A 16,566-nucleotide genomic window follows, 5' to 3' on the forward strand; every position below is an offset into this window, starting at 1 on the left:
TTTAGCCTGTCCGGCCAGAGGTTCTTAGCATTTATTTGATGGCAAACCTGCGAAACGGCAATAACGGGGTCGGTGGCGGCAGATCGGAGTGGTTTGCCTGTTGGTTAGACCAAAGGTCATGAAAAACACGGAACGGCTGTTTTAAGCCTCAGTCAGTAATTAAGCGTCTCGATTTTCCTGAGTGCCGTACCAGGAGAGGTTTTGCCGATCAGGCCCCGCGATTCAACCCGCGCCAGGGCCACCCGCAACCGAGGAGTTTTAGTCTGATGGCTACCAAGAAGACCATAACCACTGCCACGACCCGCGCCAGTTCCAATGTCAGCCACAGCCAGCTGGCAGGCACTGACACCCTGGACCGTGGCAATACCAACGCCAAGCTGGACAGCCTGGAGCAGTTCCGTTCCGATGCCACCGAGCAGGCGCTACGCACCAATCAGGGCGTAAAAATTTCCAATAACCAGAACACGCTCAAGGTCGGTGATCGCGGTCCGTCCTTGCTTGAAGATTTCATCATGCGTGAAAAAATCACCCACTTTGACCATGAACGCATTCCCGAGCGCATCGTTCATGCGCGGGGCACTGCGGCGCACGGTTACTTCCAGACCTATGAAAACCATGCAGCCCTGACCAAGGCCGGTTTCCTCCAGGACCCGGGGAAAAAGACCCCGGTGTTCGTGCGCTTTTCCACCGTCCAAGGGCCGCGTGGCTCGGGCGATACCGTGCGTGACGTACGCGGATTTGCGGTGAAGTTTTACACCGATGAAGGCAACTTCGATCTGGTCGGCAACAACATGCCGGTGTTCTTCATTCAGGACGCGATCAAGTTCCCGGACTTCGTTCACGCGGTAAAGCCCGAGCCTCATAATGAAATACCCACGGGCGGTTCCGCTCACGATACGTTCTGGGATTTCGTTTCGCTGGTGCCGGAATCGGCGCATATGGTGCTATGGACGATGTCCGACCGGGCCATCCCGAAAAGCCTGCGGACCATGCAGGGGTTTGGCATTCACACCTTTCGCTTGATCAACGCCGACGGTAAATCGAGCTTCGTCAAGTTTCACTGGAAGCCCAAGTTTGGCGTGTGTTCGCTGCTCTGGGATGAGGCGCAGAAACTCGCAGGCAAGGACACCGACTTTCATCGTCGCGATTTGTGGGAGTCGATTGAAACCGGCGATTACCCCGAGTGGGAATTCGGTGTGCAGATTGTCGCGGAAGAGGATGAGCATACATTCGATTTCGACCTGCTCGACCCAACCAAGATCATCCCCGAGGAGTTAGTGCCGGTGACGCCGTTGGGCAAAATGGTGCTTAACCGCAATCCGGACAACTTCTTCGCCGAGACCGAGCAGGTTGCGTTCTGCCCTGGGCATATCGTACCGGGCATCGACTTTTCCAATGATCCGCTGCTGCAAGGTCGACTGTTTTCCTACACCGACACGCAGATCAGCCGTCTGGGGGGACCGAACTTCCACGAGATTCCGATCAACCGTCCTGTCGCACCCAACCACAACGGGCAACGTGACGCGCAACATCGCACTACCCTCGACAAGGGGCGCGCCTCTTACGAGCCTAACTCCATTGATGGTGGCTGGCCGAAAGAGACGCCGCCCGGGGCTCAGGATGGCGGTTTCGAGACCTATCCAGAGCGCCTCGAAGCGCACAAGGTTCGTCGTCGTAGTGAATCGTTCGCCGACCATTTTTCACAAGCGACCCTGTTCTTCCAAAGCATGAGTGACCATGAGAAAGAACACATCATCGCGGCCTACAGCTTTGAGTTGGGCAAGGTGGAGCGCACTTGGATTCGTGAGCGTCAGGTGAATGAGATTCTGGCCAATATCGACCTAGAGCTGGCCGCGCGCGTGGCGCAAAACCTCGGTTTGCCTGCGCCGACTGCCGGTACCGTGCCCGGAAAGGCGGCGGCGGTGACTCAATCCCCTGCGCTGAGCCAGGTCAACTTGCTGTCTGGCACTATTGTTTCGCGCAAAGTGGCCATCCTTGCAGCCAACGGCGTCGATGGTGCTGCCATCGCTGCGCTGAAGAAGGCCCTGGAAGTCGAAGGTGCGCACGCCAGGCTGCTAGGCCCTACCTCGGCGCCAGTCACCACGGCGGATGGCAAGCACCTCGCGGTGGACGCTTCTATGGAAGGCATGCCGTCGATCGCTTTCGACGCGGTGTTTGTGGCGGGCGGGGCCGAGTCGGTGAAAGCACTGAGCGCCAATGGCGTGGCATTGCATTTCGTGCTCGAGGCCTACAAGCACCTCAAGGCTATTGCGTTGAATGGGGAAGCCAAACAATTGCTGGACGTGCTGCATCTGTCAGCTGATGAAGGCTTGCTGGTTGGCGGTAATGACAGCAAGGCGTTCAAGGCGTTTTTCGCGGCGATGGCCCAGCATCGGGTGTGGGCGCGTGAGCCTAAAACCAAGACTGTTCCGGCGTGATGACACACGGTCGACTGTAACTCCAGGAGCGCGCTTGCAAAATCGCATAAACCGTCAGCGTTTTTGGGACCGCTTCGCGGTCCATCGCGGGCAAGCACGCTCCTACAGTTGATTTTCGTCGCACATAAGTCTGTGGAGGATGCTACAGCTTCGCGGGTTTGAGAACGATATGCGCAGGTTGGCTGCGATCGATCTGCCGCTCCAGCTGTAATTCAAAGTCAGGATTGATTTTGATGACCCGTTTGGTCAACAAGGTTGCCAACCACGGGTAATCATCAGTGCGTGGCACTTGCAGGATCACCTGGCAATCGAAAGCTGTGACATCTGCGGCAATCGCGTCAAACTGGCGACGTAACTGCGTCATATCGCCGATTTTAAGTGCGATGGTGGTGCTTTCGACGGTGGGGTCGATTACCTTCGCGATACGTTTGGCTTCCGCAGCTTTCAGCTCGGCTTCGGCTTTTTCCAGTTCGGCTTTGCGTGCCTGGGTAATTGCACCATTCACGCCGCTAGTGAGCGCCGGGGCCTTGGGCATGAGTGCTCGGGCGCGGCTCAATGCGGTGGCCGCAGCGTTCACATCGCCCTTTTGCAGGACGATTTGACTGCGCTTCAAGTACGCCTCTGCCAACTGGTGTTGGTACTGCTCGATGCGCGGGTCGTCTGGCATCTGCGTTTGCAGAGCCTGCAACTGGTCTTCAGCGGTGGCCAGTTCGCTGCTGGCGATACTTTGCTCAAGCTGCTCAAAGCCCGTGGGCGCGGCGGCAGGCGCGGGCGTTTCGACTGTCGGCGCACTTTGGCAGGCGCCCAACAGGATGGAAAATGCGGCAAGGAGCAGATAACGGGAGGCGAACAGCTTCATTCCTGCGATTCTCTAATTGCGCAAAAAACGAGCAAGTCTACACCGCTCGCCGGGGGAGGACAAAACTCAACAAGAACAACGCGGCGGCGCATACCACTATAGACGGTCCAGCCGGGGTGTCTTTGAACCACGATAAGGCCAGCCCGCCACAGACTGCAACCACGCCAAGCGCGCTTGCGCCCAAAGCCATTTGCTCGGGGGAACGTGAGTGGCGTTGCGCGGCGGCGGCAGGAATGATCAGCAGCGAGGTGATCAGCAGGACACCAACGATTTTCATGGCCACCGCAATCACAATCGCGATCAGCAACATCAATGTCATGCGCAAGGCCGCGACGGGTAAGCCTTCGACGGTCGCCAGTTCTTCATGCACCGTAATGGCCAGCAATGGTCGCCACAGGGCGACGATCAACGTCAGTACCGCCGCGCTGCCGCCCATAATCCAGGCCAGATCGGTGGGGCTGATCGCCAGCAGGTCACCAAACAGATAACCCATCAGGTCAACACGAACGTTGTGCATGAAGCTGAGGACTACCAGCCCCAGTGACAACGTACTGGGCGCGAGAATCCCGAGCAGCGTGTCCGATGCCAGCGCCTGGCGCTGTTGCAGCGTCACCAACAGGATCGCCAGCAGCAGGCAACCGACGGTAACCGCCAGCGCCGGGCTGATATCCAGCACAAAGCCCAATGCCACGCCGAGCAAAGCCGCATGGGACAGGGTGTCGCCGAAATAAGCCATGCGCCGCCAGACCACGAACGAACCCAAAGGGCCTGCGACTATTGCCAGCGCCAGACCTGCGAGCAAGGCATAGAGTAAAAAGTCAGCCATGCTTGCAGTTGTCTCCGTGGACATGAGTAGGGGGCGTGCCGGGCGCTGATGCAGCCTCTTCGACCACTGCGCCGTGTAAGTCATGGGCGTGATCGTGGTGGTGGTGATAGATCGCCAGGCTTTGCGCGTTTTTGCCGAACAATTCGACAAACGCCGGATCGTTGCTGACTTGCTCCGGGTGGCCCGAGCAGCACACATGCCGGTTCAGGCAAACTACTTGGTCGGTGGTGCTCATTACCAGGTGCAGGTCATGGGACACCATCAGCACGCCGCAGCCGTAGCGGTCGCGCAGGCGGGTGATCAAGCTGTACAGCTCAGTCTGGCCAGCCACGTCGACACCTTGCACGGGCTCATCAAGGACCAGCAACTCGGGTTCACGCAATAATGCCCGGGCCAGCAGCACGCGCTGCATCTCGCCGCCGGATATCCCTTGCAGCGGGCTGTCGATGACTTTCTCGGCACCTACTTCGATCAACGCCGCCAGCGCTCGTGGCCGGTCAACGCCGGGGACCAGTCGCAGAAAGCGCAGCACCGACAGGGGTAATGTGGGGTCCACATACAGCTTTTGCGGCATGTAGCCGACACGCAACTTCGGTTTGCGCCAGACGCTGCCCGAGTTCGGTTTGAGCAGGCCCAGAACCGCCCGCACCAACGTGGTCTTGCCTGCGCCGTTAGGCCCGATCAGGGTCACGATTTCGCCCGGTTTTACGCTGAGCTGAATGTTTTCCAGCACGTTTTGCCCGGCAAACGTAACGGTGACCTGATCGAGACGGATCAATGCAGTGCTCATCAGGCCGCCTTGCAGCCCGAACACAGGCCAACAATTTCGACCGTTTGCCCTTCTACGGTGAAACCCACCTCCGCCGCAGCGGCGATGATTGCCTTGCTGATGGCGGGGTGTTGCAGCTCGATAGCGGCATGGCACTCCCGGCAGATCAGAAACTGGCCCTGGTGCGCGTGCGTCGGGTGATTGCAGCCGGTAAAGGCGTTGAGCGATGCGATGCGGTGGACGAGGCCGTTTTCCAGAAGGAAATCCAGCGCGCGGTACACGGTGGGCGGCGCGGCGCGGCGGCCGTCTTCTTCACTGAGGACCGCGAGAATGTCATAGGCGCCCAACGGTTTATGACTCTGCCAGACCAGTTCCAGCACGCGGCGACGCAGAGCGGTCAGGCGCAGACCTTGGCTCGCGCACAGCGCATCAGCCTCGGAGAGCGCGGTGTGCACGCAATGTGAGTGATCATGGGGGCGACTGGCCAGCGGTGTGTTGAGCATGGGCGGCGACGACTTTTGTGAGAGACGTTATTATGTTACCTGTTCCTGCCTCCTTGAGTGGTCATCGTGTTCCGTCTTTTTGCCATTTTTATTGCTTTAAGTGCCAGTTTGCTGGTGATCAGCCCCGCTCACGCCGAGGTTCGGGTGCTGACCAGCATTAAGCCGTTGCAGCTGATTGCCGCTGCGGTGCAGGACGGCGTGGGCTCGCCAGAGGTGCTCTTGCCGCCCGGTGCGTCGCCGCATAACTACGCCTTGCGCCCGTCCGACGTACGGCGCGTGCGTGAAGTCGATTTGTTTTATTGGATCGGTCCAGACCTGGAAAGCTTCCTGCCTCGTGTGTTGCAAAGCCGAACGCTGCCGGTGGTGACGGTGCAATCGTTGCCGGAGTTGCGCCTGCGTCACTTCGCGGCGGACAGCCAGTCCCATGAGGCTGCCGATCCCGCCGAGCATGACCACGACCATCGCCCCGGCAGTCTGGATGCCCACTTATGGCTGTCATCGGTCAATGCGCGGGTGATCGCTGCGCGTATGGCCACTGATTTAAGTGCGGCCGACCCCACCAACGCGGCGCGCTATAAAAGCAATGTGAAGGTGTTCGATGAACGCCTCGACGCCATGGATGCGCGGGTAAAGGCGCGGGTTGCGGACGTCGCAGGAAAACCGTTCTTCGTGTTTCATGAAGCATTCGATTACTTCGAGGATGCCTACGGTCTCAAGCATACGGGGGTGTTCAGCGTCGCCGCTGAAGTGCAGCCCGGCGCGCAGCATGTTGCCGCCATGCGCGCGCGGTTGAGCGAAGTGGGCAAGACCTGCGTGTTCAGCGAGCCGCCGATGCGTCCGCGTCTGGCCGAAACCCTGACTGCGGGGCTGCCGGTCAAACTGGCGGAACTCGATGGATTGGGCGGCTACACCCCTGCCACCGCTCAGGGTTATGAGCAGATGGTGGAAAAGCTGGGTAATGATTTGGCAGGGTGTCTGGAGTCGCTTTGATGGGGCGGTGTCTGAGTCATTGCTTTTCAGGCGAGTGAGTTCGCTCCCACAGATTGAGAGCGAACTCATTCGTGAAGCGTACGCCGCTGACTACAGGGCGAACGGCAGCGGCGTATGCACGTGCTGGCGCTGGGCCAAACGTTGCTGAAACTCCATAGGGTCATGGATCAGTACGTCCTGCCCGGCAAAGGATTCCGCCGCGATCAGGCGTGACAGCCAGAAACGCACGCAGGCTACGCGCAGCATGGTCGGCCACAGTTCGGCTTCGCCGGCGGTGAACGGACGCAAACCGGCGTAGGCACCGAGCAAGGCACGGGCGCGCGCACCGTCGATCTGACCGTCTTCTTCAGAGCACCAGTCATTGAGGGCAATGGCCAGGTCGTAAAGCATTGGCCCGGAGCAGGCGTTGTAGAAATCGATCAGCCCGGTCAAGTGCGTGCCTTCGAACAAGGCGTTGTCGCGAAACAGGTCGGCGTGCAGGTTGGCGCGTGGCAAGGCCATGATTCTCGGCGCGAGCCGTTCGAACTCTTCAAGTGCCGCCTGCAGCAGTGCGCTTTGCGTCGTGTCCAGGTGCGGCATCAACGTCGCGCCTTCGGCCTGCATCCAGTCCAGCCCCCGATCAGTCTTGCGCTCCAGCACATGCTCATGCGTGGCCAGATGCAAATGCCCCAGCAATTCGCCGATCTGTACGCAATGCTGGGTGTTCGGTTCGCTAACGTGTTTGCCCGGGAGCCTTGGCTGCAGCAGTGCCGGCTTGCCCGCCAGCTCGCGTAATGCGTGGCCGTCGGTGGTGCGTAGGGCGTAAGGCACCGGCAGATTGGCGTCGTGCAGTACGTCGAGCAGCTTGATGAAAAACGGTAGATCCTTGACTGGCCCGCGCTCAACCAGGGTCAGGACGAACTCGCCCTGCTCCAGGCTGACGAAGAAATTGCTGTTCTCGCTGCCGGCAGCAATGCCCTGAAAATCATGTAGACGGCCAAGCCCATAAGGGGCGAGAAACGTTTCCAGCTCAGGTCGAGCCAGGGGGGTAAATACGGACATGGTCAAGACTGCCAGTAAACAAAGTGAATGTTAGGCACTACCACTCGAAGATTTTCCATTCGGGAATCAGCATGTCCGGTTGGTCCGAACGAATGAAGTTGGCCTGAGTGCCATCGGAGCGTACTAGAAAGTACGGTTTACCGCCTTTGGGTGTGATCTTGATTGCGTAAAGAAACCCGTTCTGGCGGTATTCCTGAATGGTTTTGTCGCCTTCGGTGCGGATGGTAACGTCTGGATCCGCAGAAGGAGCCCCAGTGTCAGCAGCAACTGCAACCAGCGGGCAAAGTGCCAACAGGCTGGCCAGCAACAGGCGATTTGTTGTGCGCATGATAACCTTGTCCTTTTGTCGTCATTGGTCCTCGCATTCTAGCGCCGACCCCGCTGAAAAGGTTGATCTTGCTCATGAACCAAGCACCCCTCGTCCTGGTGGACGGTTCTTCCTATCTTTACCGTGCCTTTCACGCGCTACCGCCACTCGCTACGTCTAGGGGATTGCCTACGGGGGCGGTCAAGGGTGTGCTGAACATGCTCAAAAGCCTGCGTCGGCAGTATCCTGAAAGCCCGTTTGCCGTGGTTTTCGACGCAAAAGGCGGCACGTTCCGCGATGCGTTGTTTGCCGAATACAAGGCTAATCGCCCAAGCATGCCCGACGATCTGCGGGTGCAGGTCGATTTGCTTCACGCCTGCGTCAAAGGTCTGGGCTACCCGCTGCTCTGCGTCGAAGGCGTCGAGGCCGATGACGTGATCGGTACGCTGGCCCGCAGCAGCGCGGCCGCCAACCGCCCGGTGATTATCTCTACCGGCGACAAGGACATGGCGCAACTGGTCGATGGGCACATTACCTTGGTCAATACGATGACCGGTAGCGTGCTGGATGTGGCTGGCGTGAAAGAGAAGTTTGGTGTCGGTCCTGAACACATCATCGATTATCTGGCGCTGATGGGGGACAAAGTCGACAACATTCCGGGCGTGCCCGGTGTTGGCGAAAAAACCGCGGTCGGCCTGTTGGTCGGTATCGGCGGTGGTCTTGTCGAGCTGTACGCAAACCTGGACAAGGTTGCCGCACTGCCGATTCGTGGCGCGAAAACCCTGTCGGCCAAGCTTGAAGAGCACAAGGACATGGCGTTCCTGTCCTACGAGCTGGCGACGATCAAAATCGACGTGCCATTGGACGTCGAGCTGGACGCCCTGCACTGCGGCGAACCGGATCGCGAGAAGCTGGTCGAGCTGTACACCGAACTGGAGTTCAAAAGCTGGATTGACGAATTGCAGCGCGAAGCCAAGCGCGCCGGTGAGGAAATCGTCGTTGCACAGGAGCCGGTGGTCACCGAAGCGCGCTACGAAACCATTCTTGAACAGGATCAGTTCGAGGCCTGGTTGAAGAAGTTGAGCGACGCCAAGCTGTTTGCCTTCGTCACCAAGAGCAACGGTCCGGACGCACAAAAGGCGCAGTTGGTCGGCATGTCGTTTGCGGTCAAGACCAACGAAGCGGCTTATATCCCGCTGACCCACTCATACATGGGCGTGCCCCAGCAACTGGATCGAGACACCGTGCTCAGGGCGCTTCAGCCGCTGCTTGAGGACCCCGGGAAGGTCAAGGTCGGTCAGCACGCCAAGTTCGATATCAACATCCTCGCCAACTGCGCCATTGGCGGTGATCAGCGCCAAGGTATCACCGTGCGGGGCCTGGCGTTCGACACCATGCTCGAATCCTATGTGCTCGACTCCACTGCGACCCGGCACGACATGGACAGCCTGGCCCTCAAATACCTGGGCCACACGACCACCAGCCTGCAAGACATTGCCGGCAAGGGCGTGAAACAACTGACTTTCGATCAGATCGCGCTGGAGCAAGCCGCGCACTTTGCCGCCGAAGACGCGGATGTAACCCTGCGGTTGCATGAAGCCCTGATGGAAAAGCTCGCCCTTACACCAAGCCTGATGCCGGTACTCACCGACATCGAAATGCCATTGGTACCGGTGTTGGCGCGAATAGAGCGTCAGGGTGCGTTGGTCGATGCCAAATTGTTGGGTATTCAGAGCGTCGAACTGGGCGAGAAAATGATCGCCCTGGAGCGAGAGGCGTTTGCTATCGCCGGCGAGGAGTTCAACCTCGGCTCACCCAAGCAGCTCGGGGTCATTTTGTACGAAAAGCTCGGTCTTCCGGTCCTCAGCAAAACGGCCAAAGGCCAGGCGTCTACCGCAGAAGCGGTGTTGGCCGAGTTGGCTGAGCTGGATTACCCGCTGCCTAAAGTGCTGATGCAGTACCGCTCCATGAGCAAACTGAAGAGTACCTACACCGACCGTTTGCCGGAGCAGATCAACCCACGCACCGGGCGCGTTCATACGTCCTACCATCAAGCGGTTGCGGCGACCGGGCGCTTGTCGTCCAGTGATCCTAACCTGCAGAACATCCCGATCCGTTCGGCCGAAGGGCGCCGGATTCGTCAGGCTTTCGTTGCGCCCAAGGGCTACAAGCTGCTGGCCGCCGACTATTCGCAGATCGAGCTGCGAATCATGGCGCACCTGGCCAAGGACGAAGGGTTGCTGCATGCCTTCCGCAACAACCTGGATGTGCACCGTGCGACGGCTGCCGAAGTGTTTGGCGTCGAGTTGGAGGACGTCACCACCGACATGCGTCGCAAGGCCAAGGCGATCAATTTCGGTTTGATCTACGGCATGAGTGCGTTTGGTCTGGCGAAACAGATCGGTGTCGACCGCAAACAGTCGCAGGCGTATATCGACCGCTATTTTGCGCGCTATCCCGGTGTGCTGGATTACATGGAGCGCACGCGCGCGCAAGCGGCCGAGCAGGGCTTTGTAGAAACTCTTTTCGGCCGTCGGCTCTATCTGCCGGATATCAATGCCAAGAACCAGGCCTTGCGCAAAGGTGCGGAGCGTACTGCGATCAATGCGCCTATGCAGGGCACTGCAGCCGACATTATCAAGAAAGCCATGATTGCGGTCGATGGATGGCTGACTGACTCCGGTCTGGATGCCAGGGTTATTCTTCAGGTCCACGATGAATTGGTGCTGGAAGTGCGCGAAGACCTCGTTGAGCAGGTGCGTGAGGAGATTCGGCACTACATGAGTGGGGCAGCTAAACTCGATGTGCCGCTACTCGTCGAAGTAGGTGTTGGCAACAACTGGGACGAAGCACACTGATTGTGCTGAATAAACGTGCCTGGACTGCGACTTAAAGTCGCAGTCCAGCAGGTGTTTCGCCCCGGTTTCTCAGCTTATTCCTGAAATGAAGCACCGCTATAGCGAACCGCATCTAGATGCTCAGGAACTAAATCGGAGAATTCCCAGTCAGAGATTGGGAATGGGTGTGAAGCCCTTCAAGCTCCTAATGTTGTGTTAAGTGTTGGCAGATATCTGGACCACGCCCTAATGGTCTGGATCTTAAACCCCGAACTTCCCCCTCCCCATAAGAAGTCCGGGGTTTTTTTTGCCTGCGATTTTACGTTGCAGACGGCTCGGCACCCTTGTCCGCCAGCTCCATCCATCCCGCCAATACAGTGTAGGCGTCTTCCAGGCCCATGCGCTTGGGGGCTGAAAATAACTGGATGCTCACTGCATTGCCCCAGCCTTTATGAATTTCGGCCTGCACTTTGAGCAGGGCATTTTTCGCTGCGCCGTACGTCAGCTTGTCGGCTTTGGTCAGCAGAATATGCATAGGCATGTGGCTGGCGACGGACCAATCGAGCATCAGCAGGTCGAAATCGGTCATTGGATGACGGATATCCATCATCAGAATCAAACCTTTGAGGCTTTCGCGGCTGCCTAAATAGGCTTCCAGGTGACGCTGCCAGTGCAATTTAAGCGGGATTGGCACCTTGGCGTAGCCGTAACCGGGCAAGTCCACCAGGCGACGATGATCGTCGAGACTAAAGAAGTTCAGCAGCTGTGTACGCCCTGGAGTCTTCGATGTACGGGCCAGGCTGGCGTGAGTCAGGGTGTTCAGTGCGCTCGACTTACCGGCGTTGGAACGTCCTGCGAAGGCCACTTCAAAGCCTTCGTCGTCGGGACATTGATCGACTTTGGCCGCGCTGAGCATGAAAGTTGCCTGTTGGCACAGGCCGAGGATGGGGTTCTTGAGTTGCATGGGATTTCCGATGAGGGCGGTGCCGGCAAGAGCGCGGCAAGCAGTGTCGTTTCCGTTTCAGTAGCGCCAGTATATAATGCCGCAGATTTTGTGTGCGCTTTGTCCCACCGTAGGATGAAGTTCACGGGAACGAGTGGTTTGAATTGCGCATTAGAACGCAGCACGTTCCCAACCCTGAAAAGGTCGTTTTATGAAGAAATGGCTGCTAGCTGCCGGTGTCTTGATGCCGTTTTTCAGCGCTCAGGCTACACAGGATCCGGAAGCTATGTACAACCGTGCTTGCGTGGCTTGTCATGCCGGTCAACTGCCAATGGCGCCGAAACCTGGCGACCGGGCAGTTTGGGCGCCTAGACTGTTGCAGGGTATGGATACGCTGGTGCAACACGTTACCCAGGGTTTCAAGGCAATGCCGCCGCGTGGATTGTGCATGGACTGCAGTAGCGAGGATTACCGCGCAATCATCCAGTGGATGAGCGAGTAACCCCGATACATAACTCTTTCACCCTTAGCCGTAGTTGGATTAGCTGATGAACAAATTAATCGTGAGTCTGCTGTTGACCTTGGGCATCTCTGGTATGGCCCAGGCCGCCGGTGCTGTTACCGGTGTTGTTGGCGACGCTGCTGCCGGTCAGGCAAAAGCGGCTGTGTGTGGCGCTTGTCATGGCCCGGACGGCAATAGTATGGCGCCTAACTTTCCGAAATTGGCAGGTCAGGGGCAGCGCTATCTGCTCAAGCAAATGCATGACATCAAGGATGGTAAGCGTACGGTCCTGGAAATGACCGGTCTGCTGACCAACCTGCAAGACCAGGACCTGGCTGATATTTCAGCTTACTTCTCCAGCCAGAAAGGCAGCGTAGGTGCTGCTGATCCGAAGTTGGTTGCTGCAGGCGAAGCGTTGTTCCGTGGCGGTAAACTGGAACAGGGCATGCCTGCCTGCCTCGGTTGCCACTCACCCAATGGTGCAGGTAACGTGGCTGCCGGCTTCCCGCACCTGGGTGGTCAGCACGCTACTTACGTGGCAAAACAGCTGACCTCGTTCCGTGAAGGTGATCGCACCAACGACGGCGATACCATGGTAATGCGTACCATTGCTTCGAAGCTGAGCAACAAGGACATCGCAGCGCTGTCGGCCTACATTCAAGGTCTGCATTGATCGCTGCCTGATCAGTCTGCGAACGGCTTACACTTTTCGCAATGATTTGAGGCTCTCCTGCATGGACGCAGGGTCAAAAAGGGTGGCTACGGCTGCCCTTTTTCGTGGCTGCCAGCGTTACACTAGCGAACTCAAGCCTGTCCGCCCGGTCCAACACTGGTCGCGCCAAGGCGACTTTATTTGCCCAGGAGTAAAGCATGCGTAATTTGATTCTCAGCGCCGCTCTCGTTACCGCCAGCCTGTTCGGGATGACCGCTCAGGCTGCCGAGCCTATCGAAGCCGGTAAACAGTATGTCGAGCTGAGCAGCGCTGTTCCTGTTTCCGAGCCTGGCAAGATCGAAGTAGTTGAAATGTTCTGGTACGGCTGTCCACACTGCTATGCCTTCGAGCCGACCATCAACCCATGGGCAGAAAAACTGCCTGCCGATGTGCACTTCGTGCGTCTCCCCGCCATGTTCGGCGGCCCGTGGGACGCTCACGGCCAATTGTTTTTGACCCTGCAGTCCATGGGCGTTGAAAACAAGGTTCACTCTGCCGTGTTCAATGCCATCCAGAAAGAACACAAAAAACTGACCACTCCAGACGAAATGGCTGAATTCGTCGCGACTCAAGGCGTTGACAAGGACAAGTTCCTGGCCACATTCAACTCCTTCGCGATCAAGGGCCAAATCGCAGCAGCAAAAGAACTGGCCAAGAAGTATGAAATTACTGGCGTTCCAACCCTGATCGTCAACGGCAAATACCGCTTTGACCTGGGTTCTGCTGGCGGTCCTGAGCAAACATTGCAAGTCGCCGACCAGTTGATCGCCAAAGAGCGCGCTGCTGTTGCTGGCAAATAAGAGGCGTTAGCCATGCGACGCTGGGGAACAGAACGCGTTGTTGGCAGGCACGATGCGCATGTCAACGAAGACCACCTGGAAACAAGCGGCTTGCCGGCCGATGGTCGGTTGCGCTTGCTCAGCTTCAACATTCAGGTCGGTATCAGCACCGAGCGGTACCGGCACTACCTGACGCGCGGGTGGCAGCATCTGCTGCCGCATACCGGGCGAGCAGGCAACCTGCAAAAGATCGGTGATCTGCTCGGCGACTTCGATCTGGTCGCGCTGCAGGAGGCCGATGGTGGCAGCCTGCGATCAGGTTATATCAATCAAGTCGAACACCTTGCCCAGCTCGGGGCCTTCCCGTACTGGTATCAGCAACTCAATCGTAACCTCGGGCGTTTTGGCCAGCACAGCAACGGTGTGCTCAGCCGTTTGCGGCCGTGGGCGATAGAAGATCACCCGTTGCCAGGTCCTGCCGGGCGCGGGGCCATCCTGGTCCGTTTTGGCGAAGGTCCGGAAGCATTGATCGTGGTGATGATGCACCTGGCACTGGGCGCACGCGTTCGCACCCGGCAACTGGCTTACATTCGCGAGTTGATTGGTGATTATCGCCACCAGGTGTTGATGGGCGACATGAACACTCATGCCACCGACTTGCTGGAAAACTCACCGCTTCGGGACTTGGGCCTGTTGGCGCCGCAGATCGAAGCGACGTTCCCCAGTTGGCGCCCTCAGCGCTGTCTTGATCATATTTTGCTCAGCCCCAGCCTGACGCTGGAGCGAGTGCAGGTCCTGGCTCAACCCATCTCCGACCATTTGCCCGTTGCCGTGGAGATCCGCCTGCCTGCATCGTTAACGGGTGATTCGCTGCCTGTGGCCAGCACGCCTCTTCGTGGAACCCTTGGATGAGCGAAGAAGCAGAACGCTGGAAAGAAAAGTACCTGAAAAGTCTCGAACAACAGGAAAAGCTTGAAAATCGCTGGAATGCGCGACTCGATCTGCTGCGGCGTGGCCTGGTGCGCAGCAGCCTGGCCGCTGAAGGCAGTGATCGCGCCGTTGATCACTGCATGAAAGAAATGCGTGAGGTCGTTCGCAAGGATGACATGGATGCCGCCCTCGCCGCGCTTCTCCCCCGGCTGGAAAAAGCCGTGCTCGATTCGGAGCAGCGCCGCGAAACCAGAGTCGGGCAGATGGGCACGGCCTTGAACTCATTAGTTGCCCAGTTGCAGAGTCTGCCCTTGCCTCGAGAGGTGAGTCGCCCGCTCAAGAGTTTTGCCAAGCAGTTGGATGAGCGCGTTTCTCAGGCGCGTGAACTGCCACTGTTGCTCGCCGAATTGAGCGCGTTGCAGGGCAAAGCGTTGACCCTGCTGGAAAACTCTGAAGAGACAAACTCACGGCCGGGACTCCTGCAGCGGTTGTTTGGTGGTCGCGAGGCTGCCAATACCGGCACGGAGCCGATGCCCGAGGCTGCGATGGGCTCGGTATTGGCGTCTGTCGAGTCGGTGATGCTGCCTGCCGAAACGCGGATTGAAAGCACAAAGGTCCCTGAGCACGCTCAAGTGGTGCAGGTCGCCTCACCCGTGCCTGCCGCTCCTGCAACCGGTCAGCGTGTTGATGACCCGGTAGAAGAGGCGCCTGAGCCTGCCGCGATAACGGTGCCAGTGCCTGCGGCTGTCAGCTCGACGCCAACGGTCGCGGCGCCTGCAGTCCTTGATGCCCGTGCGCCAACCGAGGCGCCAGTTGCCGCAGAGGTTGCGCTCGTTGTCGAAGAGGTGTTTGTCGCACCGGAGCTGATTGAGCAATTGCCAGTCGCGCTGCCTGAGCGCCTTCCAGACGCCGTCGATAGCGGCGCGCTGGCCGCTGAGCCGGTGGCTGAGAGCGTGCCGCAGCTCGATCAAGAGAATGTCGAGCAAGACGTCACCTACGACCTCCCGGCTACTCCAGAGCCAACTTACAGCTCTGTGGCGACACATATTGAAGAAACACTGCTGGGCCTGCTTGACGACCTGACCTTGCCGGAGCGTCACCAGCCTCAAGCACAGTCGATGCGAGAACGTTTGGCCAAGGGCCTGAACTGGTACGAATTGTTGCCGCTTCTAGATGACCTGGTCGTGCTGATGTTGGCGATCACGGACAGCGGACAGCATGAGTTCGAGGTGTACCTCAAGCAACTCAACGAGCGGCTTGAGTCATTTCAGAGCAGCTTGCAGGCCGCCAGTGAGGGCCAGGCCGACAGCTGCTCTGTTGCCCGCGACATGCAAAGTGAGCTGCGTGAACAGGTCGATGGCCTGCAAAGCAGCGTGCAGGACGCAGCCGACCTGAACAGCCTCAAGCAGGTCCTAGAGAATCGTCTGGAGGGCCTGCTGGGCACGATGGATCAGCATCAGCAGCAGCATGACGAGCGGGAGCAGGAAGTCGCTGCACGGCTGCAAGGCCTGGCGAACCGGGTCGCAACCATGGAACAAGAGGCTCAGGGCTTTCGCGTGCACCTTGAGGAGCAGCGGCAGAAAGCCTTGGTCGATCCGCTGACGGGCCTGCCCAATCGTGCCGCCTGGAGTGAACGGCTGGAGCAGGAGGTCGGTCTTCGGCAAAAAAATGGCAATGAGCTGCTGCTGGGGATGATTGATCTCGATTACTTCAAAAGGATCAATGACAACTACGGCCACCTGGCGGGCGACAAGGTGCTGAAGATCATCGCCACAGAACTGCGCAAACGTCTGCGGCCCGGCGACTTTATCGCCCGTTTTGGCGGTGAAGAGTTTGTTCTATTGATCCCGCATACCCCCATGCCTGATGGTGTGGCGTTGATGGACAAGCTGCGCAGGGCCATCGAGGCCTGCCCGTTTCACTTCAAGGGCGAGCCGGTAACGGTCACCATTTCTGTGGGGATCACTGCTTTTGGGGTGGGTGAGCGTAGCGAGTTTGTGTTGAAGAGAGCGGACGAAGCGTTATACCGCGCCAAGGATGAAGGCAGAAACCGCATCGAATGCGGCTGACAGGCCCCGTGTCGAGTAATGACTAAATATTGCGTAACGCTGCTTTACTAAAGCGTTTTGT

Annotated in this window: 15 protein-coding genes; 8 read left to right on the forward strand and 7 right to left on the reverse strand. The window is 58.4% G+C overall.

The annotated features are described in order from the left end of the window. Positions 1-158 precede the first annotated feature (158 nt). Complete coding sequence (gene katE / locus RGU44_RS20005) at positions 159-2,438, forward strand: catalase HPII (protein ID WP_322278483.1); 2,280 nt, start codon at positions 159-161, stop codon at positions 2,436-2,438. Between the two features lie 142 nt (positions 2,439-2,580). Here the strand turns inward: katE and RGU44_RS20010 are convergent, their stop codons facing one another. From RGU44_RS20010 to zur, 4 genes are read right to left on the reverse strand one after another with little or no spacing between them, the layout of a single operon-like run. Further along, the gene (locus RGU44_RS20010; RefSeq protein ID WP_322218751.1) at positions 2,581-3,297 is read right to left on the reverse strand and encodes a PA5502 family lipoprotein; all 717 of its coding nucleotides are present in this window, start codon (positions 3,295-3,297) and stop codon (positions 2,581-2,583) included. Between the two features lie 37 nt (positions 3,298-3,334). Then, complete coding sequence (znuB, locus tag RGU44_RS20015) at positions 3,335-4,123, reverse strand: zinc ABC transporter permease subunit ZnuB (RefSeq protein ID WP_322218754.1); 789 nt, start codon at positions 4,121-4,123, stop codon at positions 3,335-3,337. Next, entirely contained in the window at positions 4,116-4,913 is a 798-nt protein-coding gene (znuC, locus tag RGU44_RS20020) for a zinc ABC transporter ATP-binding protein ZnuC (RefSeq protein ID WP_322177180.1), read from the reverse strand. Before znuC ends, znuB begins: the two co-directional genes overlap by 8 nt. Beyond that, positions 4,913-5,395: a zinc uptake transcriptional repressor Zur gene (zur, locus tag RGU44_RS20025; RefSeq protein WP_322177181.1), complete on the reverse strand. Its 483-nt coding sequence runs from the start codon at positions 5,393-5,395 to the stop codon at positions 4,913-4,915. Before zur ends, znuC begins: the two co-directional genes overlap by 1 nt. Before the next feature lie 66 nt (positions 5,396-5,461). On the opposite strand from zur, the gene RGU44_RS20030 reads away from it, so the two are divergent. Further along, on the forward strand, positions 5,462-6,385 hold the full coding sequence (locus RGU44_RS20030; RefSeq protein ID WP_322177182.1) for a zinc ABC transporter substrate-binding protein: 924 nt from the start codon (positions 5,462-5,464) through the stop codon (positions 6,383-6,385). A 90-nt stretch (positions 6,386-6,475) separates the two neighbouring features. On the opposite strand, the gene RGU44_RS20035 is transcribed toward RGU44_RS20030, so the two are convergent. Both RGU44_RS20035 and RGU44_RS20040 read right to left on the reverse strand, forming a co-directional pair. Further along, positions 6,476-7,426 (reverse strand): homoserine kinase, encoded by a 951-nt coding sequence (locus RGU44_RS20035; RefSeq protein ID WP_322218757.1) that lies wholly within the window; start codon positions 7,424-7,426, stop codon positions 6,476-6,478. Positions 7,427-7,463: 37 nt separating this feature from the next. After that, complete coding sequence (locus RGU44_RS20040) at positions 7,464-7,754, reverse strand: DUF2782 domain-containing protein (protein WP_322177184.1); 291 nt, start codon at positions 7,752-7,754, stop codon at positions 7,464-7,466. Between the two features lie 74 nt (positions 7,755-7,828). On the opposite strand from RGU44_RS20040, the gene polA reads away from it, so the two are divergent. Continuing rightward, positions 7,829-10,591 carry a DNA polymerase I gene (polA, locus tag RGU44_RS20045; RefSeq protein ID WP_322177185.1) on the forward strand — a complete coding sequence of 921 codons (2,763 nt, stop codon included), beginning with the start codon at positions 7,829-7,831 and terminating at the stop codon, positions 10,589-10,591. 298 nt (positions 10,592-10,889) lie between these two features. Here polA and yihA read toward each other — a convergent pair whose 3' ends face one another. Then, the gene (yihA, locus tag RGU44_RS20050; RefSeq protein ID WP_322177186.1) at positions 10,890-11,534 is read right to left on the reverse strand and encodes a ribosome biogenesis GTP-binding protein YihA/YsxC; all 645 of its coding nucleotides are present in this window, start codon (positions 11,532-11,534) and stop codon (positions 10,890-10,892) included. A gap of 190 nt (positions 11,535-11,724) precedes the next feature. Here yihA and RGU44_RS20055 point away from each other — a divergent pair, with 190 nt between their 5' ends. From RGU44_RS20055 to RGU44_RS20075, 5 genes are all read left to right on the forward strand, one after another. Then, positions 11,725-12,015, forward strand: coding sequence for a c-type cytochrome (locus RGU44_RS20055; protein ID WP_322177187.1), 291 nt, complete (start codon positions 11,725-11,727; stop codon positions 12,013-12,015). Between the two features lie 46 nt (positions 12,016-12,061). Continuing rightward, positions 12,062-12,688 carry a c-type cytochrome gene (locus RGU44_RS20060; RefSeq protein WP_322177188.1) on the forward strand — a complete coding sequence of 209 codons (627 nt, stop codon included), beginning with the start codon at positions 12,062-12,064 and terminating at the stop codon, positions 12,686-12,688. 197 nt (positions 12,689-12,885) lie between these two features. After that, positions 12,886-13,527, forward strand: coding sequence for a thiol:disulfide interchange protein DsbA (gene dsbA, locus RGU44_RS20065; RefSeq protein WP_322177189.1), 642 nt, complete (start codon positions 12,886-12,888; stop codon positions 13,525-13,527). A 12-nt stretch (positions 13,528-13,539) separates the two neighbouring features. Beyond that, positions 13,540-14,418, forward strand: coding sequence for an endonuclease/exonuclease/phosphatase family protein (locus RGU44_RS20070; RefSeq protein ID WP_322177190.1), 879 nt, complete (start codon positions 13,540-13,542; stop codon positions 14,416-14,418). Then, complete coding sequence (locus RGU44_RS20075; protein ID WP_322177191.1) at positions 14,415-16,505, forward strand: diguanylate cyclase; 2,091 nt, start codon at positions 14,415-14,417, stop codon at positions 16,503-16,505. Before RGU44_RS20070 ends, RGU44_RS20075 begins: the two co-directional genes overlap by 4 nt. Positions 16,506-16,566 lie beyond the last annotated feature (61 nt).

The organism is Pseudomonas sp. 5C2, from assembly GCF_034314155.1.
In the GTDB taxonomy this organism is placed as follows: Bacteria; Pseudomonadota; Gammaproteobacteria; order Pseudomonadales; family Pseudomonadaceae; genus Aquipseudomonas.